At 68.1% G+C, this 18,811-nt stretch carries 19 protein-coding genes and 1 pseudogene; 12 read left to right on the top strand and 8 right to left on the bottom strand.

The genetic code is table 11. The features are described 5' to 3' along the window. Positions 1–180: 180 nt before the first annotated feature. Positions 181–384: a hypothetical protein gene (locus LXT12_RS14905; protein ID WP_233392970.1), complete on the bottom strand. Its 204-nt coding sequence runs from the start codon at positions 382–384 to the stop codon at positions 181–183. A 147-nt stretch (positions 385–531) separates the two neighbouring features. Between LXT12_RS14905 and LXT12_RS14900 the strand changes: the two genes are divergently transcribed. The 5 genes and pseudogenes from LXT12_RS14900 (at position 532) to LXT12_RS14880 (ending at position 5,218) form a co-directional block, all read left to right on the top strand. Continuing rightward, positions 532–2,088, top strand: coding sequence for an ABC transporter permease/substrate-binding protein (locus LXT12_RS14900; RefSeq protein WP_233392969.1), 1,557 nt, complete (start codon positions 532–534; stop codon positions 2,086–2,088). 188 nt (positions 2,089–2,276) lie between these two features. Then, positions 2,277–2,687, top strand: a complete 411-nt coding sequence (locus LXT12_RS14895; RefSeq protein WP_233392968.1) for a DUF4398 domain-containing protein — start codon at positions 2,277–2,279, stop codon at positions 2,685–2,687. Between the two features lie 33 nt (positions 2,688–2,720). Then, positions 2,721–3,662, top strand: coding sequence for an OmpA family protein (locus LXT12_RS14890; RefSeq protein ID WP_233392967.1), 942 nt, complete (start codon positions 2,721–2,723; stop codon positions 3,660–3,662). 71 nt (positions 3,663–3,733) lie between these two features. Beyond that, positions 3,734–4,216: pseudogene (locus LXT12_RS14885) on the top strand (DUF1003 domain-containing protein); the annotation flags it as partial. A 279-nt stretch (positions 4,217–4,495) separates the two neighbouring features. Then, positions 4,496–5,218, top strand: a complete 723-nt coding sequence (locus LXT12_RS14880; RefSeq protein ID WP_233392966.1) for a Crp/Fnr family transcriptional regulator — start codon at positions 4,496–4,498, stop codon at positions 5,216–5,218. A gap of 54 nt (positions 5,219–5,272) precedes the next feature. On the opposite strand, the gene LXT12_RS14875 is transcribed toward LXT12_RS14880, so the two are convergent. Continuing rightward, a complete protein-coding gene (locus LXT12_RS14875; RefSeq protein ID WP_233392965.1) occupies positions 5,273–6,178 on the bottom strand; it encodes a sensor histidine kinase in 906 nt (301 codons plus the stop codon). 215 nt (positions 6,179–6,393) lie between these two features. On the opposite strand from LXT12_RS14875, the gene LXT12_RS14870 reads away from it, so the two are divergent. Beyond that, complete coding sequence (locus LXT12_RS14870) at positions 6,394–7,050, top strand: BON domain-containing protein (RefSeq protein ID WP_233392964.1); 657 nt, start codon at positions 6,394–6,396, stop codon at positions 7,048–7,050. Positions 7,051–7,085: 35 nt separating this feature from the next. Here LXT12_RS14870 and arsA read toward each other — a convergent pair whose 3' ends face one another. From arsA to LXT12_RS14845, 5 genes are all read right to left on the bottom strand, one after another. Further along, a complete protein-coding gene (arsA, locus tag LXT12_RS14865; RefSeq protein ID WP_233392963.1) occupies positions 7,086–8,846 on the bottom strand; it encodes an arsenical pump-driving ATPase in 1,761 nt (586 codons plus the stop codon). A gap of 13 nt (positions 8,847–8,859) precedes the next feature. Then, a complete protein-coding gene (arsD, locus tag LXT12_RS14860; protein WP_233392962.1) occupies positions 8,860–9,228 on the bottom strand; it encodes an arsenite efflux transporter metallochaperone ArsD in 369 nt (122 codons plus the stop codon). A 360-nt stretch (positions 9,229–9,588) separates the two neighbouring features. Beyond that, complete coding sequence (locus tag LXT12_RS14855) at positions 9,589–9,870, bottom strand: helix-turn-helix domain-containing protein (RefSeq protein ID WP_233392961.1); 282 nt, start codon at positions 9,868–9,870, stop codon at positions 9,589–9,591. After that, complete coding sequence (locus LXT12_RS14850) at positions 9,867–10,205, bottom strand: type II toxin-antitoxin system RelE/ParE family toxin (protein ID WP_233392960.1); 339 nt, start codon at positions 10,203–10,205, stop codon at positions 9,867–9,869. The genes LXT12_RS14855 and LXT12_RS14850 overlap by 4 nt, the downstream gene beginning before the upstream one ends. A gap of 566 nt (positions 10,206–10,771) precedes the next feature. Further along, positions 10,772–11,023, bottom strand: coding sequence for a helix-turn-helix domain-containing protein (locus tag LXT12_RS14845; protein WP_233392959.1), 252 nt, complete (start codon positions 11,021–11,023; stop codon positions 10,772–10,774). Positions 11,024–11,179: 156 nt separating this feature from the next. Here LXT12_RS14845 and LXT12_RS14840 point away from each other — a divergent pair, with 156 nt between their 5' ends. From LXT12_RS14840 to LXT12_RS14820, 5 genes are all read left to right on the top strand, one after another. Continuing rightward, complete coding sequence (locus tag LXT12_RS14840) at positions 11,180–11,773, top strand: transposase (RefSeq protein WP_233392958.1); 594 nt, start codon at positions 11,180–11,182, stop codon at positions 11,771–11,773. Positions 11,774–11,778: 5 nt separating this feature from the next. After that, positions 11,779–12,273 carry an RNA polymerase sigma factor gene (locus LXT12_RS14835; protein WP_233392957.1) on the top strand — a complete coding sequence of 165 codons (495 nt, stop codon included), beginning with the start codon at positions 11,779–11,781 and terminating at the stop codon, positions 12,271–12,273. 53 nt (positions 12,274–12,326) lie between these two features. Further along, positions 12,327–13,325, top strand: a complete 999-nt coding sequence (locus LXT12_RS14830; RefSeq protein ID WP_233392956.1) for a FecR family protein — start codon at positions 12,327–12,329, stop codon at positions 13,323–13,325. A 489-nt stretch (positions 13,326–13,814) separates the two neighbouring features. After that, positions 13,815–14,246 (top strand): hypothetical protein, encoded by a 432-nt coding sequence (locus LXT12_RS14825; RefSeq protein ID WP_233392955.1) that lies wholly within the window; start codon positions 13,815–13,817, stop codon positions 14,244–14,246. After that, on the top strand, positions 14,243–15,235 hold the full coding sequence (locus tag LXT12_RS14820) for a relaxase/mobilization nuclease domain-containing protein (protein WP_233392954.1): 993 nt from the start codon (positions 14,243–14,245) through the stop codon (positions 15,233–15,235). The genes LXT12_RS14825 and LXT12_RS14820 overlap by 4 nt, the downstream gene beginning before the upstream one ends. A 250-nt stretch (positions 15,236–15,485) precedes the next feature. Here the strand turns inward: LXT12_RS14820 and LXT12_RS14815 are convergent, their stop codons facing one another. Next, on the bottom strand, positions 15,486–15,689 hold the full coding sequence (locus tag LXT12_RS14815) for a hypothetical protein (RefSeq protein WP_233392953.1): 204 nt from the start codon (positions 15,687–15,689) through the stop codon (positions 15,486–15,488). A 480-nt stretch (positions 15,690–16,169) separates the two neighbouring features. Between LXT12_RS14815 and LXT12_RS14810 the strand changes: the two genes are divergently transcribed. After that, on the top strand, positions 16,170–17,378 hold the full coding sequence (locus tag LXT12_RS14810) for a Druantia anti-phage system protein DruA (protein WP_233392952.1): 1,209 nt from the start codon (positions 16,170–16,172) through the stop codon (positions 17,376–17,378). Positions 17,379–18,811 lie beyond the last annotated feature (1,433 nt).

Genomic DNA, 18,811 nt, shown 5'->3' with positions numbered 1-18,811 from the left:
TACGCTCCACGCTTCCTTCCCACGCTCGGTCGCCCTCACGCAGTTGCGCTTCGCTTCGCTCACTGTGACCAGCTCGCGGGAGGACTTGCACCTCCAGGATGTGCGCCCATGCTGGGCGCACACGAAAAAACAGCGGCCCTGAGGGCCGCTGAACCGAGGGATGGGAGGCGCGCGCCGGGGTCAGCCCGCGATGGTGAGGAAGATCGCCATCAGCAGGCAGCCGGTGACGACGGACGTGAAGACGCGCTGGCCGAAGGCCGCGTCGAGGGCTTCGAGCGAGAACAGCATGCGCAGCCGCCCATCCGACAGGGTGCGGCACTGGCGCAGGTGGATGCCCAGGCTGTCCAGGTGCTGACGAAGCAGATGATCGGTGGCGCGGGACATGGAGACCTCCTCTGAAATGGTGTCGTTTGACTTTAGGCGAAGGGGCCGCCGGTTGCATTCGGACACCGACATCAACCCTTGTAGGGTGCGTCTGACACGTGCTCACATCGTGAAATGACCCGCGCCGCGTTCAGGCAACATGGGGCCATGCGACTGCCTCCCGCCCTGCTTCGCCTCCTGCTCCTCGCGTGGTTATGCGCCGCCGGGCTCGCCCAGGCGGCACCGGCCCTGCAGGTCGGCTCAAAGCGCTTCACGGAAAGCTATCTGCTGGGCGAACTGGTGACGCAGACCCTGGCCGGCCAGGGCATCGCGGCGGAACACCGCCAGGGCCTGGGCAACACGGCCATCCTGGCCGCCGCGTTGCGCCAGGGCCAGATCGACGTCTACCCCGAGTACACCGGCACCATCGTGCGCGAGCTGCTGCACCGCGAGTCGCCGGCCGATGCGCAGGCGCCGCTCGAACGCATCAACGCCTGGCTGGCGCCGCTGGGCCTGAAGGCGGGCGTGCCGCTGGGCTTCAACAACAGCTACGCCCTGGCCATGCGCGAGGCCGACGCGGCACGGCTGGGCATCGCGACGATCTCCGAGCTGGCCGCGCGGGCACCCGCCCTCGAGCCGGGATTCAAGCTGGGCCTGTCCCACGAGTTCATCGCGCGGGCCGACGGCTGGCCGGCGCTGCAGCGCGCCTACGGCCTGCCGCAGAAGGCGGGCGCGGGGCTGGACCATGGCCTGGCCTACCAGGCCCTGGCCAGCGGCGAGGTCGACCTCATCGACGTCTACACCACCGACGCCCAGCTCGCCCGCCAGCCGGTGCGCGTGCTGCGCGACGACCGCGGCTTCTTCCCCCGCTACGACGCCGTGCTGCTGATGCGCGAGGGGGTAGACGAGCGCCCGCTGCAGCGCCTGGCCGGCCGCCTGCCCGAGGCTGCCATGATCCGCCTGAACGCGGCGGCAGAGCTCGAGGGCCGGCCCTTTGCCGAGGTGGCGCGCGGCTTTCTGCAGCAGGCGGCGAGCGCGCCGGCATCGGCGGCAGCGGTCGCCGATGCGGCGCCGGGCCTGACGGCGCGACTGCTCGCACCCGACCTGGCGCGGCTGCTCGGCCAGCACCTGGCACTGGTGCTGGCCTCGCTGGCCCTGGCCGTGGCGGTGGCCGTGCCGCTGGGCATCGCCGCCCACCGCCTGCCGCGCCTGGCCGGCCCGGTGATGGCAGGCGTCGGCCTGCTGCAGACCCTGCCCTCCCTGGCGCTGCTGGCCTTCCTCATCGCCCTGGTGGGCCGCATCGGCTTCGTGCCGGCGCTGCTGGCCCTCTTTGTCTACGCGCTGCTGCCCATCGTGCGCAACACCCATGCCGGCCTGCAGGCCGTGCCGGACGGCCTGCGCCAGGCCGCGCTCGCCCTGGGGCTCACGCGCGGGCAGGCGCTGCGGTCCATCGAACTGCCGCTGGCCTTGCCGACGCTGATGGCCGGCGTGAAGACGGCGGCCGTCACCAACGTCGGCACGGCCACCGTCGCGGCCTTCGTCGGCGCGGGCGGCCTGGGCGAGCGCATCGTCGCGGGGCTGGCGGTCAACGACACGACCCTCATGCTGGCCGGTGCCCTGCCGGCCGCGGCTCTGGCGGTCGTGGTGCAGGCGGTGTTCGACGGCCTGGAGCGGTGGTCCAGGGGCGCTCGCCCGGCCGGCTTCGCCACCGCACAGCAGCGTTAGGCACCGCTCAACGCCGCGCCGCGGCGCCACCTGCTCCGGGCAGCGTGCGCTGGCGGACAGACATGCGCAAGCGCATCCCCCAGAGTCCGTCACACAGCGCGCTGAAGCGGGACAGTCCCCGGCAGGCACTGGGTTGCCGGACTTCCCGGCGCGTCGCCGCCACTGCGGCCTGACCCCGAGGAACCCTGATGAACTCGACCTCCCACCCCCTCTCCCCGCCTGGCGCCACGCGCTTCACCTTCCAGGGGATGGCCGCAGCCACGGCCGCCGTCCTGCTGCTCGGCGCCTGCGCCACGACGCCTCAGGCGCCACCGCAACTCGCCGTGGCCGAAGCCGCCGTGCTGCGCGCCAGCACCCCCTCCACGGCCACAGATGCACCTGCCGAGTTGCGCGTGGCCCAGGACAAGCTCGCCGCGGCCCGCGCCGCCGTTGCCGCCGGCGACACCGAGCGCGCCCGCCGGCTCAGCGAGCAGGCCGATATCGATGCGCGCGTGGCCGAACTCCATGCCGAGGCCGTGCGCTCGAACAAGGCGGCGCAGGAGTCGCAGTCCGCGGCTCGCGCCCTCGCCGAAGAAATCCAGCGCAAGGCGGTCCGTTGACCGCCCGCCCCACTTCACCCTGAAAGACATGCCATGAACACCCGTTTTCCCCTCACTCCGAACCGTCCGTTCGCGCTGGCCGGCCCGGTTGCCGCTGCCTGCCTGGCCCTGCTGGCCGCCTGCTCGTCCATGCCGGCCCGCAATGCCGCGCTGGACCAGGCCCACAGCCGCCTGGATGCCGCCCAGTCCCAGCCCAAGACCGTGGCACTGGCCGCGGACGAACTGGCCCGTGCCCGGGACGCGCTGCGGCGCGCCGACCAGGCCCAGGTCCAGGGTGGCGACGTGGCCCAGGTGAACCACCTGTCCCATCTCGCCCTGCAGCAGGTGGTCATCGCCGAAGAGACGGCGGCCAGCCGCAGCGCCCAGGCGGTGGTGGCCGGCGCGGCAGCCGAGCGCGACCGCATGCGCCTGGAGCTGCGCACCCGCGAAGCCGACACGGCGCTCTCGCAGAAGTCCGCCGCCGAGGCGGCCAGCGCCGACAAGACGGCGCAACTCGCCCGGTCCGAGGCCGACACCCAGGCCGAGCGTGACCGCGTCGCGCGGCGCGACCAGACCGTGAGCGACCTCCAATCGCAGTTGCACGAGATGAACGCCCGCGACACCGACCGCGGCGTCGTCGTCACGCTGGGCGACCTGCTGTTCGACACCGGCGACGCCGAGCTGCGCCGCGATGGCCAGCACCGCATGGATCAGTTGGCCAGCTTCATGAAGCGCTATCCGGACCGGCATGCCTCCATCGACGGCTACACCGACAACGTCGGCAAGGCGGCTTCCAACCAGGTGCTGTCCGACCGCCGCGCCCGCGCCGTGCGCGTGGCGCTGATGGACCTGGGCGTGCCGGGCAGCCAGCTCAGCACCCAGGGCTTCGGCGAGCAGCGCCCGGTGGCCAGCAACGGCACCTCGGCCGGCCGGCAGATGAACCGCCGCGTCGAGGTGGTGTTCGCCCGCGAGGCGGGGGACCAGGTCCGCAAGTGAGCGCGTCCGCGGCGGCTGGCAGCGGCTGGCGCCGACCCGACGACCTCCACGACGACCAAGCGGCCGCCCTGATGGGGCGGCCCTTCGCCGAACTGGACGCGCGGGCGCAGCGCGTGGCGCTCCACATCGGGCAGCGCCTGCCGATCTCCCGGCATCCTCCGGCCGCGGCAACGCCCACGCCCGGACAGCGCGCGGCCGACGCGGTCACCGCCTTCGGCGGTTCATGGGTGTTCGTGGGCCTGTTCGCGGCCATCATGGTGGCCTGGGTGGCGATCAACGTCGGCCTGCTGGCGCTGCACGGCAGCACCTTCGACCCCTACCCCTTCATCCTGCTCAACCTCTTCCTGTCCATGCTGGCGGCCGTGCAGGCGCCCATCATCCTGATGTCGCAGAACCGCCAGTCCGAGAAGGACAGGGACTCCGCGGGACACGATTACGAGGTCAACCTCAAGGCCGAGCTGGAGATCATGCTGCTGCACGACAAGCTCGACCAGTTGCGGCAGCAGCAATGGAGCGAGCTGCTGGCGCTGCAGGCCGAGCAGATGCGGCTGCTGGCCGTCTGCGCGGCCGCCTGCGCCCACCCGCCGATGCCGGCCGCGCCCCGACCGGCGGGCCGGGCCGAGGCAGGCGCGCAGCAATGGAGAGGCCGGCCAGACGGCGGCCCGGAGTTCGCTCGCCACGGCACGGTGCGCCCGGTGCTGGTAGCCGCCGGCACCGGCCTGGCGATGGCCTGGCTGATGCGGGCATGGCGCCGCCGTTGACGGGAGGGCATGCCGGAGCCGCTGGGTGCGTTGCCGCACAGCCTAGCTGGCAGGTTGCACGCAGACTGGCTCATGATTGCCAACCAGTTGCTCGATCACCTGCCGGCCGCCGAATTGCGGCGCCTGCTCGCCAGTTGCGCCCAGGTGCCGCTGCTGGAGGGCCAGCCGCTGGCCAGCCAGGACAGGCCCTCGCATGGGCTGCTGTTCCCGCTGCAGGGCTTCATCTGCCTCGTCACGTCGCTGGATGCCCATTTGCCGGTGCAGGTGGGCATGGTCGGCCGCGAAGGCGTGCTGGGCGTGCAGTTGCAACTGGGCGTGGCGGCCAGCCCCGTGAGCGCCCTCGTACAGGAAAGCGGCCAGGCCTGGAGCATGACGGCCACCACGCTGCGCCGCGCGCTGCCGGTCAGCCCGGGCCTGCGGCGGCTGCTGATGCGCTATCTGGGCGTGCAACTGCGCCATTCGGTCACGGCCGCATCCTGCCTGCACTTCCATGCCTTGCAGGCGCGGCTGGCGCGCTGGCTGCTGATGGGGCAGGACCGCGCTCAGGGTGACGGCTTCGCGGTGACGCAGGAGGAGCTGGCCCACCTGCTGGGCGTGCGGCGCGTGGGCGTGACGGTGGCGGCGAGCGGGCTGCAGGAGGCGGGCCTGATCCGGTACCACCGCGGCTGGATGGAGGTCTGCGACCGCGCAGGCCTGGAGCGCGCGGCCTGCAGCTGCTACGCGCAGGACCTGACGAGCTACAGGCTGGGCATGAAGTTCGCCGAAGACCGCCCGCCCGGTTCGGCCATGCATTGAGTCGGGCGGCCAGGGCCGCGGCGCGGCCACAAGGCCGATCCGGGCCCTGCCGGCTCAACTGCGCGGCGTCCCGCTGCCGCCTCCGGCGTCCGCGCCGGCCGGCCGGCCACGGCCGGTGGCGGCGATGGTGAATTCCTCGAGCGAGCCAGCGTAGTGCCGCGGCAGCCGGATGCGGGTGGACCTGCCAGCGCTGCCGCACACGACCTGCATCGTGCCGCCGAGCGCGCCGCACAGCCGCCTGACGATGGACAGGCCGATGCCCTGGCCGGCTTCAGGCGCCGGGGCGGCAGTGCGCAATGGCGCCGCCGGCGCCAGCCCGGGTGCGGGCACGGCGGCGACGGCATAGGGCATGTCGCAGGCCTCGAAATACCAATGGGGAGACTGTGCGTCGCCGCACGGCCCCCAAGTCAGCGTCACGCCGCCGGCTTGCGTGTAGCTGATGGCGTTGAGCATCAGGTTCTGCACCATCCGGGTCACCATCAGCGCATCGCTCTCGGCGAGCAGGCTGGCGGGCCCCCGGCAGTCCAGATGGAGGCCGCGGGACCCCGCCAGCTCGCGCAGGCTGCCGCACAGGCCGTCGAGCACCGTGCCGACGTCGACCGCGCGGAGGTGCGGCCGCTCCTGCACCGCGTCGAGTGCGGCGAGGTCGGCCACGCCGTTGAGCAGGTCGCGCAGCGCGGCCACGCTGCGGTCGAGCACGACCAGCAGGTCCGCGCGGCGCTCGTCGCTGATGGGGCGCTGCAGCAGCAGCGTGGCATTCGAGACCACGCCGAGCAGTCCGCGCAGGTCATGCACGGCCTGCCGCCAGAGGGCGGCCGGATCGGCCCCGGCGTGAGACAACTCGCCGGCCGTGCCGGGGTGCCTGCCAGGCTCCGTACCGAGGGAGACCGGCGAGCCGAGCAGGCCAGCGGAGCCCAGCGGGGGGCCGGAAGCGGTGGTGGACGCGCGTTGCTGGTTCATAAGGGCTCCCGGGAATGTTGGACCCACCGAGCGTGGCCGACGGCCCTGGCCCGGGTCAGTGCGCTGGCGTACCCACGATGCGGGGAGCCCCCCCGCGCCGACCCGACGGCCCGGCCGGCCGCGAGGGGCAATGAAGCGGTCTGTCAGCAGGCGCACAGACCCCGCGCGGGCGCGGGCGCAGGCTCGGCCTCCCGCAGGAACAGCAGGAGGCCCTCATGAAGACCGACAGCCAATTGCAGCGCGACGTGATCGAGGAACTGGGCTGGGAGCCGTCCGTGCACGCCGCGCGGATTGGCGTGGAGGTCAGGGACGGCATCGTGACGCTGGCCGGCCAGGTCGACTCGTATGCCGAGAAGCTGAATGCCGAGCGGGCCGCGCAACGCGTGGCGGGCGTCAGGGCGATGACCACAGAGCTCGAGGTCAGGCTCCCCGAGCCGAGCCGGCGGTCCGACACGGACATCGCCGCCGCGGTGCAGAACGCCCTGGAATGGTCCTTCTCGCTGGCGGTCAGCCGGCGCATCCACGTGATGGTGGCGAACGGCTGGGTGACGCTGTCGGGCGACGTGGACTGGCAGTTCCAGCGGCAGGCGGCGGTCGACACCGTGCGCCCGATGATGGGAGTGGCCGGCATCGACAACCAGATCCGCATCAAGCCGTCGCCTTCGGCCGCGCTGGTCAGGGCGGACGTCGAGTCCGCACTCGGGCGCGCCGCGATCGCCGCGCCGGGAAAGATCTCGGTCGCCATCGAGGGCAGCGAAGTCATGCTCTCGGGCACCGTCCGCTCCTGGGCCGAACGCGAGACCGCCACCAACGCGGCGTGGAACACGCCGGGCGTCACCCAGGTGGTCGACAGGATGACCATCACCCATTGAGGGGCGGCCCGGAAGGCGGCCCGGAAGGCGGCAGACTAAGGGGCAGCGCCTGCCAGGGCCAGCAGCCTCGCGATGCCCACGGGCTCCTGCGCCAGCAGGGGCACCACGGCATACCGGCTGGCATGCCGGCTCGCGACCGCGTCGATGAAGGGCAGCTCCTTGGCCGCCCGAGCGCGCAACAGCGGCGACGTGACGGCCGTGGCTGCCACGCAGTTGTTGATGACCCAGGCCCAGGGCTCGATGCCCGCGCGGCGCAGGTCGCCTTGCAGGAGGGCGGCCTCCCGCACGGGCGTGTCTTCGGCCAGCGTGGCGATCAGCACCTTGGTGCGGGCCTCGTCCTGGAGCTGCATCATGGGCGTGGTGAAGTGCACGCCCGAGCCGCTCATCTGCCGCTCGATCTCGCGGTGGTAGGCGCCGGTGGCGTCGAGCAGCAGCAGGGTGTGGCCGGTCGGCGCCGTGTCCATGACCACGAACTTGCGGCCCGCCTCGCGGATGGCCCGGGAGAAGGCCTGGAAGACGGCAATCTCCTCGGTGCAGGGCGAGCGCAAGTCCTCCTCCAGCAGGGCGCGGCCCTGGGCGTCCAGGCCCTTGCCCTTGCTCGCCAGGACCTGGTCGCGGTAGCGCTGGGTCTCGATCTGCGGGTCGATGCGGCTCACCGTCAACTGCGCCATCTGGCCGGCCAGGGTGTCGGTCAGGTGGGCGGCCGGGTCGGAGGTGGTCAGGTGCACGGGCAGGCCGCGGCGTGCCAGCTCCACGGCGATGGCGGCGGCCAGGGTCGTCTTGCCGACGCCGCCCTTGCCCATCACCATGATGAGGCCGTGCCCCGGCTCGGCGAGGCCGTCCACCAACTGGGCCAGCGTGGGCGCAGCCAATGGCCCGACGGGCTCGACGGCCGCAGCCGCGGCGGACGGCGCCTCGTCGAAGAACCGCCGCAGCGCCTCCAGCCCGACCAGGTCGAAGGCCTTCAAGGGCAGGCTGTCCATGGGCAGGCCGCGAAGGATGTCGGGCAAGGCCGCCAGGGCAGCCTGCTCGCGCCGGACGATGGCGGCGGCCAGCGGGTCATGCGCGGCCTCGCCTTCGGGCATGACGCCATTGATGACCAAGTATTGGCGCGCCAACCCGATGCGGGCGAGTTCGTCGTGGGTGCGAGCCACCTCCCGCAACGCGGACCCCTGCGCCCGGGCGACCAGGACGAGTCGGGTTCGCGCGGGGTCGGCCAGCGCATCGACCGCCGCCTTGTACTGGGCGCGCTGCTTCTCCAGGCCGGCCAGCGGGCCCAGGCAGGAGGCATCGCCCTTCCCAGCCTCCAGGAAGCTGTTCCAGGCGCCGGGCAATTGCAGCAGCCGGATGGTGTGGCCCGTGGGCGCGGTGTCGAAGATGACGTGCTCGAAGCGGGCGATCAGCACCTCGTCGGTCAGCAGCCCGGTGAACTCGTCGAAGGCGGCGATCTCGGTGGTGCAGGCGCCCGAGAGCTGCTCCTCGATGCCCTTGACGACGTCCGCCGGCAGCACGCCGCGCACCGGGCCGACGATGCGGTCCCGGTAGCCCTGGGCGGCGGCCTGGGGGTCGATCTCCATCGCCCACAGGTTGGGCACGGCGGACACCGCGGTGACGTGGTTGCCGATGTCGATGCCGAAGACCTGGCCGACGTTGGAGGCCGGGTCGGTGCTGACCAGCAGCACGCGCCGGCCGGCATCCGCGAGCCGCACGGCCGTGGCGCAGGCCAGCGAGGTCTTGCCGACGCCGCCCTTGCCGGTGAAGAAGACGAAGCGCGGCAGTTGTTCGATGAAATTCATGCGCTGCCTGCCCTCAGCAGCACTTGCCGCCGCCGCAGCAGCGGCTCGCCGCGGCCTCTTCGACAGGGGCTGCAGGCGCCGGCAGGCCGGCCCACTGGCTCAACTGCTGGCGGCTGGGGTAGCGCCCGGCCAGGACGACCTGGCCATCGAGCACGGTGATGGGCAAGGCCTCCTGCCCGGAGCGCTCGAGGAAGCCGCGGACGGCCTCGTTCTGCGCAAAGGCGAGGGGCTGCTGCGCGAGGTTGAAGCGTTCGATCTGCGCGCCCTGGCTCCTGGCCCACTCGATGTCGGCCGCCGCCTGCACCAGCCGGGCATCGACGTCCTGACCACACACGCCGCTGCTGCAGCACAAGGCGGGATCAAAGACCTGGAGGGTGGACATGCGGGCTCCTTCAATGCAAACGCCCAAGTCTGGCGCAGGGCGGAAGGCCGGGGCTTGTCCTTGGTCAATGCTTGCCGGGGGCCCGGCAACTGGCGGCGCCGCCTGTTTCCCAAGCTGGGAATCCGGCGATCGAAACCTGAAAAGCAAACCGGCGACAAGAATCCAAGTCCTTGTCGCCGCTGCGATAGCCCCGGGCCGGCTCCTACCGGCCTCCTGCCCTGCCTCCCGGACAGGGCACCGCGAAATACTCCTCTGGTGACGACGGTGGTCTACCGAGGCCCTGGATACCGCGTATGAGGAAGGTGGCCCGCGAAGGCCAGTGTGAAGACCGCGGCTCAGCACCTCGGCGAAGCCGAAAGGTCAGGCAGCCTCAAGAACGCGAAGTTCGACATGCAGGCCGGCAGCAGTCGCCATGTTCACCAAAGCATCCAAGCCAAAGAGGTTGATCTTGCCCCGCACCAGGTCGGACACGCGCGGCTGAGTCACGCCGAACAGTTCAGCCGCTTGCGCCTGGCTGATTCCGCTTTGAGCAATGCGGTCCTTCAACGCGGTCATGAGCGTCGCGCGCAGCTTCATGTTCTCGGCCTGCTCGGGCGTGTCCTCGATGGCGTCCCACACGCTGGCGAATCGTTGGTCGGTCATGGCTTCAACTCCTGCATCAAGTCGCGGAAGCGCCGCGCCGCCAAGTCCAAATCCGGTTTGCTGGTCTTCTCGGTCTTCTTCTGGAAACAATGAAGAACGTACACGGCATCAGCCAGCTTCGCCAGGTAGATCACGCGGAAGGCGCCTGCAGCGTCCCGGATGCGAATTTCCCTGACTCCGGCACCCACGGTGTTCATCGGCTTCCAATCGTCGGGGTCGCGACCGCCTTGCACCAGGTCAAGCTGATAGCCCGCCTCGCGCCGTGCATCCAACGGGAAGGCGCGCAGATCATCCAGGGAACTGCCCCGGAACTCGATAGGCTTGACATCGGCCACGCCATCGAAGATACAAGTTTTTGTATATCAGCGCAAGCGTTCCCCACGGGAAACGGTCCTGCCAGTCCTGGCAAGCTGGCGCTGTGAAAGGGGCTCACCACATGAGCAACCTGCCAGAAGCAAATGCCGCCGGGCTCACGAACAGGCTGGCCAGCACATGCATTTCGGGGCAGAGGGAGGCTTTCCAGTCAGCCAGCGCTTGTTCAACGGCCTGTGCGGTACCCATCGTCCGTCCCAAAACTATGTCGCTCACTGCAACCGCGCGCTGCAGACGCCCCGCTTACCGCGGCCCCACAAAGCAAAAAGCACTTACCGCGGAACCGCTGCAAGTGCTTGCTGCTAAATGGAAATTTTGGTGGCCCTGTAGCACTCACATCCTCTATGAAAAGTGAGGCTTTTTCGCGACAAGTTACCCGCAAAGTTACCCGCAAATCTCGGCTGCTGGCGGCCAGGAATCGAACCCCAGCCCTATGGCCAGATCAGCAGCTTGACCGCGACTGTGCAGAAGCGTCGCCCGTACCAGGAAGGATGAATTTAACGTCCCTTCTTCAGCGCCTCAAGCGCGCTCAGCCTGCTTGCAGATAGCGCGACTCGACGCGTCCCACGAAGTCGGCGAAAGACAGCTCAAGAGCCGACGCCAGCCTGTACAGAACGCTGATCGTGGGCTGCTTCTTGCCCACTTCAATCAACGAGATAAACGGACGGTCAAGGTCGCACCGACCTGCAAGGTCTTCTTGCGTCAGCGCCAGTTCCTGCCGGCGCGCCTTTATCTCCACGGCGAGCGCCTCGATGAGCTTCTGATTTCGGCTGGGTCGCATCGACCCGAAGTGTTTTGGCTTCGTACACTAAAGACACGTGTCTATTGACAGCAAACAGGCTTTGGGTGATCGTTGAACGCGTCCGCCATCACCGACGTTCAACGGGCCCGCCGTCCATCGACCGCCTTGAGAAGCAAGGCTGCTGGGAGCTACTCGATGTCCTACTTCTTCTGGAAATCCACCCACTGGTTCAGTTGCGCGCTCTGCTGCCGCTACCTGGTCGTCCGCTTCGACAGGCTGCGCATTCCGATGCGAAACGAAGGGACGGCCGGCACCGCCGAATGGCACTGGGCGCTCGGCCTCTTCACCGACGGCCGGTTCGAGGTGCTTGGCGCGTGGCGTGACGAAGGCGCTGCAACGGCGCAGCGGATCGCCACAGACATCCATGACCGAGGCGTCGAGAGGATCAAGGCGCTCGCGGGCAACGACAGCCTGGTTGCGGCCATGGAAGGCTTCCGTCCCAAGGTCTGTCGTTCGACCGTGGCTGAACTCGCCGAGTGCAGCGCCTTCGGCCCGCGCATGCGGCAGGCCATCCGCTGGACCGACGCCGCAACGCAGCAGTTGCAGAACCGCATGCAGCGCGTCATAGGAAACCAGCCCCCGTTTGCCGACGATGCAGCGGCGGCCGAATTCATCGCGCAGGCGTTCCAACGGGCGGACCGCGATCTGCTGGACGACCGGTGGGGGCGCGCCCGGCCGGCGCCCTATGGTGCCAGCGCGTCAGCCGCGGCCTTGGCCGCTGCCGCCTGAGCGCCATGTCGTTCCGACTCCTGAAGAATTGGCAGGACGTCCTGGCACGGGCGCGGGGTGCGTTGCAGCGTCGCGGGCGTACCGAGCACGAAGCCGAGGATCTGGTTGAGGAGGCGTGGTTGCGCCTGGCTTGCTATGAGGACGAAAAGCAGCCCGTCGAGCAGCCCGAGGCCTTCCTGATGCGGACGGCGCTGAACCTGTCCATCGATGCCCACCGCATGAGCTCAGGCCGCGGCGAGCATGTGCTGCTGGAGGACGTGGTGCTGATCGATACGGCCCCTTCCACAGAGGCTGTCGTGCTGGCCAGGGAGCGCATGGCTCGTTTGACGCTGGGTGTGAGCCGTTTGAGCGGGAGGACGCGTGACGTCTTCCTGGCGCACCGACTCGACGGCCTGCCCTATACGGAAATCGCGAAGCTCCACGGCATCAGTGTCACGACCGTGCATCAGCACCTTGCCAAGGCGACACTGCGGCTGACCGAGTGGATGGAAGGCTGGTAGCCGTGCAACCGTTGGACGCCTCCGGGACGCAGGGGGCAAGCGAAGAGCCGCTGATGACGCGCGAGATCTTGGCAGAGGCGGCCGTGTGGGTGACCCGGTTGCATGGTCCTGACCGGTCGCGAACAATGCAGCGCGAATGCCTGGCATGGCAGGCGCGGTCGGCCGCGCACCGTCTTGCTTTCGAACGCTGCACCGACACCTGGCAGGACGTTGCAGGTGTCCGGCGCACCGACATCCCCGCGTCGACCTCCGAGGATCAGGTACGCAGCTCAGAAGTCGGCGGGAAGGGCTGGCGCCTGGCGACGGCCATCGCAGCGCTCGGCTGCGCGGGCGCGTTTGCCCTGAGCCTTTGGCCTGACGGCACCTACACCACCGGCGTTGGCGAGCAGCGGCTGATCGTCCTGGCGGACGGCAGCCGAGTGACGCTGAACACGTCCACCGACGTCCGTGTGAAGCTGACGGACGCGTTGCGCACGGTGACGGTGGCGCGCGGCGAGGCGCTGTTCGAAGTCGCAAAGGATGCCGGCCGGCCCTTCGTCGTCAGCGTGTCCGATGCCAAGGTCGTCGCCACGGGGACGGCCTTCCTGGTCCGATCCACGCCGCCGGCAAAGGCTGGTGGCGACGCCTTTGGCGTGACATTGCTTGAAGGCCAGGTGATCGTGCAGCGCTCGGACGCCGCCGTGCAGAGCGCGCTGAGCAGTGCGGTTGTCATGACCCCCGGCGACCGCTTGCGCGTGGGCCAGGCGATCGGCGAGAACGGGCGCGCCGGGCCCACAGGGGCGCGCCTGGACCGTCCGCAGCTCAACCCGCTGCTGGCCTGGAAGCGCGGCGTTGCCGAGCTGGATGACGTCGCTCTGGCCGATGCCGTGGCCGACATGAACCGCTACAGCAAGGTGCCGATCATGCTGGCCGACTCGGCAGCGCTGAGGGCCCTGCGTGTCAGCGGGGTATTCCGTACTGGCGACAACCAGGCCTTTGCGCAGGCTGTGGCGAAGCTGCTTGGCCTGGTCGTACGGACACGCGACGGTGGGCTGGAGCTGGCGGGCAAATAGCCCTCCGCTTTGTCGCGCTCCTCCCACAAGGCAGAGATGCAGCCCCTCCTGGCGCCGCAGGTGGCCTGCATCATCAAATGAGTTGAAACGGTTCGTTAGCCGAACGGAGACGGCAGGAGACGAGGCGGATCTTCCCGAGATCGCCAGGGACGTTCGGATGCGTCAGAGCTGCCCCTCCTTCGGGCTACCCACGCCGTCAGCGGACGGGCACGATACGGCGCCATGCCCACGTCAACGAGTTCGTCCAACGGGCTGCAGCTGGAGCTTCTGCCTGATGCAGCGCCGGGGCCGTCGTCACGTCGCGCGCTGCCGCACCCCAGTGGCGCCAGCGGTCGTGCGAACCTTAGGCCCGCTTGTCGGACTACGGCAGGCGAGAACATCCATCGTCGCGACCGCATCACGGTTGACCTGCGTGGTTTGCGATCTCGCCTGGAGGCGCGGGCGACGCAACGCGGGATCACCCCCGCGGCGCTGGTGAGGCGCGCGGTCGTGTTCCTGCTTGACGACGGCAGCCCTGAGCGCGGCGACATGGCTTGCGCCGCAAAGCCGACCTGCGGCCAGTTTGTCAAGGTCACGCTGCGCATGTCGCCCGTGTACGCGGCGATGCTGGCCAGGCAGGCGCGTGCTGCCGACGTGGCCCAGGGGCAGTACGTCTGCACGCTGCTGGATGGCGCGCCCGCGCCACCGCTCTGCGCCGACCACTCGGCGTCGGTCAGCGCGTTGAGGGCGTCGACTGACCGGGTCGCCGCCATGTCCGCCGATCTCAACGCTTTTCTGCGGCTGCTGGGGCATGTCCCGGCCGGCGAGTTGGCGGGCTATCGGGCCGGGTTGAAATCGCTGGCCAGCGACATGCGAGCACACCTGGCCAAGGCCTCGGCATTGATCGCCGACCTCGCGCCTACGAGGAGGCCACGGCGATGAGGGGCCAACAGGTTGACGGCGTTCTGGTGCAGTGGGGCGAGCGACTGTTCTATCCCGCCAATCGCATCGTCAAGTCGCTGCCGACGCCCAGGCTGGGCACGCTGATGCGGCGCAAGGCCGCAGTGATCCGCCAGCGCATCGAGGCGACGGTGCGGCGCGCGCCGCAGGTGATGGTCAAGGTCACCGGCGGTGGCCGAGGCATGGCCGCCATCGCGGCGCACTTCCGCTACATCAGCAAGAACGGCCGGCTCGACATCGAAGACGACCGGGAGGTCGTGCGCAGCGGCAGGGAGGCGGTGCGCGACCTGGTGGATCAATGGCGCTATGGGGGATCGCTGATCGGCGCGGAAGGGCATCGGCGCGAGGCCTTCAACATCATGTTGTCCATGCCGGCCGGGACGAACGCCGATCTGCTGAAGAAGGCGGCGCGCGAGTTCGCACAGGCCGAGCTGGCAGGGCACCGCTACGTGATGGTCCTGCACGAGCACCAGGCCAATCCGCATATCCATCTGAGCGTGAAGGCTGAGGCCGCATCCGGCAAACGCCTGAACCCTCGCAAGGCGGACCTGCATCGCTGGCGTGAGACGTTCGCCGAGAAGCTGCGCGGGTGGGGCATCGAGGCCGAAGCCACTCGCCAGGTGACCCGCGGCGAGAGCGGCGCCTACGAGCCTTTGTGGCGGCTCAAGGCCAGGCAGGAGGGGCGGCTGCGCCCGCAGCCTGGGACAGCCAAGGCGGAGCCGCGCGCTTCGCGCGGCGGAGCCGACGCTATGGTCAGTTGGGCTCACATCTTGAAGGCGCTCGCGGCGTCCGAGATCGACGGAGATCGAGAACTTGCGGAGCGCATCGGCAGCTTTGTGCGCGGCTCGTCAGTCTTCAAGGAGGCCGCGCGTCGCCGACTCGGGCAGGAGGTTCCAGTGACCCGGGAGCCCGTGAAGGTGCCGCGCCATGACGTGTCAAAGGGCAGGCCGGATCCGAAGCTTGAGCGCTGATGGCGGTCGCACTGCAATGGGCATTGGCAGCGGCCCTTCCCGTGCCCAGGAAGCGCCGGCTTCATTCCTTCACGCGATGCGTGAACGAGCCGGCTTGGTGAACTTGCCGGCGTGACGGCGCACGGCGCGGTGCCGGCAAGATCCCCACCCTGGTCACCCGCCACGCCCGATGCCGGGCCGCTGTCGTCGGCGCTTCGCACCGGCGACGGGTTCAAGGGGCAGGCTCAATCGTCTTCGTCGCTAGGTGTGGCTAAGGCCGGCTGCCGATGTTGGCGTGCCGAAGTCGCGCCACCTCGCGCTGCACCGTGCTGTTGCTCACGTTGACGCCAGCGTCGGCAAGGGCCTCGCGAATGGCCTCGAAGGTGTAGCCCTGCAAGCGCAGTTCCAGCATCTGTGACGCATAGCGGCGCGCCCTGCGGTAGCCGGTTGGTGGGCCTACGGGATCCAGCTTCATGGCGACTCCCCTTTTCAGCGGCGTGTCGGTAACGGGTCAGCTGCTGTGCAGATTTGCCGCTGCTTGGTCAGTTTTCTCGCTCTTGTGGCGGCTCCTATGCAGATTGCTCGCCTTCGGTTCGCATGCGGGTCAGTTCTTGCGCGGTTGATGCAGTTTCGTCGCTGCCAAGGCAACGACTTCCGCTGGAAACGGGCCTCGAATCCATCGGAGCAACACCGCGGCAGGAGGGGAAAGGACGAGGGCAGGAGGGGAAAGGACGAGGGCAGGATAGGCCGAGTGCCAGCATGTGGATGCCTTGTAGCCGAGGACGGCATTACACTAAAAATGAGCCGGGCGAGCGAAAAACATGATCGCGGTTGCGGGCGCACAGCGGGGAAGACCGACCTGACGACCGCTAGGGGGGGCTCCAGCCAGACTTTGGTACAGGGCGCTACCATAGGCAAAAAATGGGGAGGGGCGCGCGACACTGCGCGTGGAAGTATGGCGAGCATCAAGAAGGCTGCGGACGCCTTCACGCGTGAAGCGAGTATCAAGCGGCATTTGCGCAAGCACCTTGCGGTGCTTGGATTTCAAAAGGCAAAAGACGGGTCGCTGGTACTTCCTGAGGGTGGGAAGGAAGTCGTGCGGACGCTGCACAGCGCTCAGCGCGAAGAGCGGCTCCGCGAGGCACAAGGGTTCGTGGCTTCTGCCAGTACCAAGCTCCTTGGAAAGCTTGCGTCCGGTGCCGACGTCGTTCCTTCTAGGATTCGACCATCGCTCCAGCGCGTGAGCAGCGGCACCTGGGAGTCTGACCTCTTCCGCTTGGTCGCTCTTTCCTGGTCTGTTCCGGTGTCTGTCGGGTTTGGCCGAAGGATTCGCTACCTCGTCTGGGACGAGAGCAATGGCAAGCTGATAGGAATAGCTGCCATCGGTGACCCCGTCTACAACCTTTCCGTTCGAGACAAGCTTATCGGGTGGAGCGTTGAGGACAGAGGCGCGCGCCTTGTGAACCTCATGGACGCGTACGTGCTGGGTGCCATACCGCCCTATAGCTCACTCCTTGGTGGAAAACTCGTGGCGTGCCTGCTTCGCTCCCGAGACGTCTACGACGACTTTGCGAAGATCTATGGAAGCACTGAAGGGGTCATTTCAGGCGAGAAAAAGAAGGCGAGGCTGCTCGGAATCACAACAACGTCTTCCATGGGAAGATCCTCGGTATACAACCGGTTGAAGCTTCACGGCGTCGATTACTTTCGACCAATTGGCTATACGGGCGGGTGGGGACACTTCCACATCCCGGAGGAGCTGTTCTCCGAAATTCGCGACTACCTTCGGAGCATCGGGCATCCATACGCCGACAAGCATGAATTCGGAGACGGGCCGAATTGGCGGCTTCGGACGGTACGGGCGGCTCTCGACACCCTGGGCTTTAAGCAAGACTTGATGAAGCACGGGATTCAGCGTGAGGTCTTCCTCTGCGAGACGGCCTCGAACTCTCTGAAGATTCTTGGCGGCAAGTCCGGAAGCCCAAAGCTGGATAGCCTATTGTCAGCAGAAGAGGTCGGTGCGCTCGCAGTGGAGCGATGGATGATTGGTCGCGCGGACCGTCGGCCGGACTACCAAACTTGGACGAGGGAGGACTTTCTTAACCTCCTCGCCGCACACCCCGTCGGAGTAGCTACTACGGTGGCTCGGAAGACCGCCAGGTAGGCAGCGAATGCTCTCAAAGTTGGCATCTCGACTGGACCAATGGGAGCGAAAGCTCGAAAGTCATTTCGAGACTCTGGCCGCGACGAGACACCTTGAGGGCCAACCTGTTTTCGCGCTAGAACACGAGCTGTCCGAAGGTGAGGTGACGGCGATTGCGACGGATTTGCGCGAGTGGCTTTCCATGGGGGAGTCGCTCCGACATCACTGGTTGCTTTGGGTGATTTACGCGACCGAGCTTGGATACGACTATGACGGCCTCGAGTTCTGGCATTCGTTCGAGCGGAGAACGCCGCACTGGCGCTCCGACCCGACGAGGCGGTCCCAGCTCCGCTGGTGCTTTATTCGCTTTCAGTCCGCTTATGGCGGCTTTCAGCCGAGCGGACCCTGGGCGAGCCAGTTCTCCATCATTGCTTGGCCAATCACGCATGCCTTACTGCCGAAAGACCTGCAGCAGCAATTGGCGCGGCTGTTGTACGAAGAGCGGTACTTAGTTGCCGAACTCGCGGGGTCATCGCCATCGCAGGTCGGCAGGGTCCTCCGGCTCTATGCACACGGGTCGGCTCGACTGGTCAACCTGCTTGAGCAGGAGGAACTGGTTGGCTGGATTGTTGGCGCTCTGCTCAGGAAAGGCAGCGAATCGAATCAGCCAACCCTCGCACCTACGGCGCTGGCTCGCATCATCCAAGACCTGGAATCCAGGCGCGACGCTAGGGCCTGGCTGCACGAGGCGAGGAAGGTTGCGGACGCAGTCGCTGTACGAGCTGCCAGCGTACGGCTGAATCGCCACGGCGTATCCAAAGTAGCGGACTCTGCCTCTACGGCACTGCGCGAAGCGCAGATGCGATCCATCAGGCCCAGTCTCAGGGTGACGAGAAATGACGCCGCGTCTTGGCAGTGCACCTTGGAATTGCCGTCGTTTTCAGGCATCGCGACCTTAGACCCTAAGTTCGCCTCGTTCCTTCGTGAGAACCGCTGCACAGTGCCATCCGCAGGGACTACTTGGTATCCCCGAGGCTGGCTACTCAACGGTGGGCAACGGCGAAAGGTTATCGAATGGCCGGACCCGTCCAAGCCCGTCCTGCGATTTGAAGCTTGGGATGGAGCTATCCATCACATCCTGCAATCTGAGTGTCGAATCTCTGAAGGCCCAAGTTGGCTGTTTCGAATTGGTGGTGATGGAACTGCGGCGCAGGTGCTAATTCCTAAGGTACGCCCAGGACATAGATACTTGCTGGTTGCTACAGCCCAGGTCCACCCTGGTAGCGATCTTCCTTTTCGCGAGGCGAAGCTCGACTGCAAAGACGTCACTGCCATCGAGTTCTCCGTCGACGAGCGTCCATCGGAAGAGGCGATACAGTGCCTTGGTGCCCTTGGCCTGTCAGTTGAGCGCGCGCTTCGGGTTTGGCCGGTCGGCCTCCCGCCGGTTCACTGGG

The organism is Pelomonas caseinilytica, assembly GCF_021353235.1.
GTDB lineage: Bacteria > Pseudomonadota > Gammaproteobacteria > Burkholderiales > Burkholderiaceae_C > Pelomonas > Pelomonas caseinilytica.
Note: the sequence above shows the minus strand (reverse complement) of the source record. Positions and strands in the feature narration are given on the sequence as shown.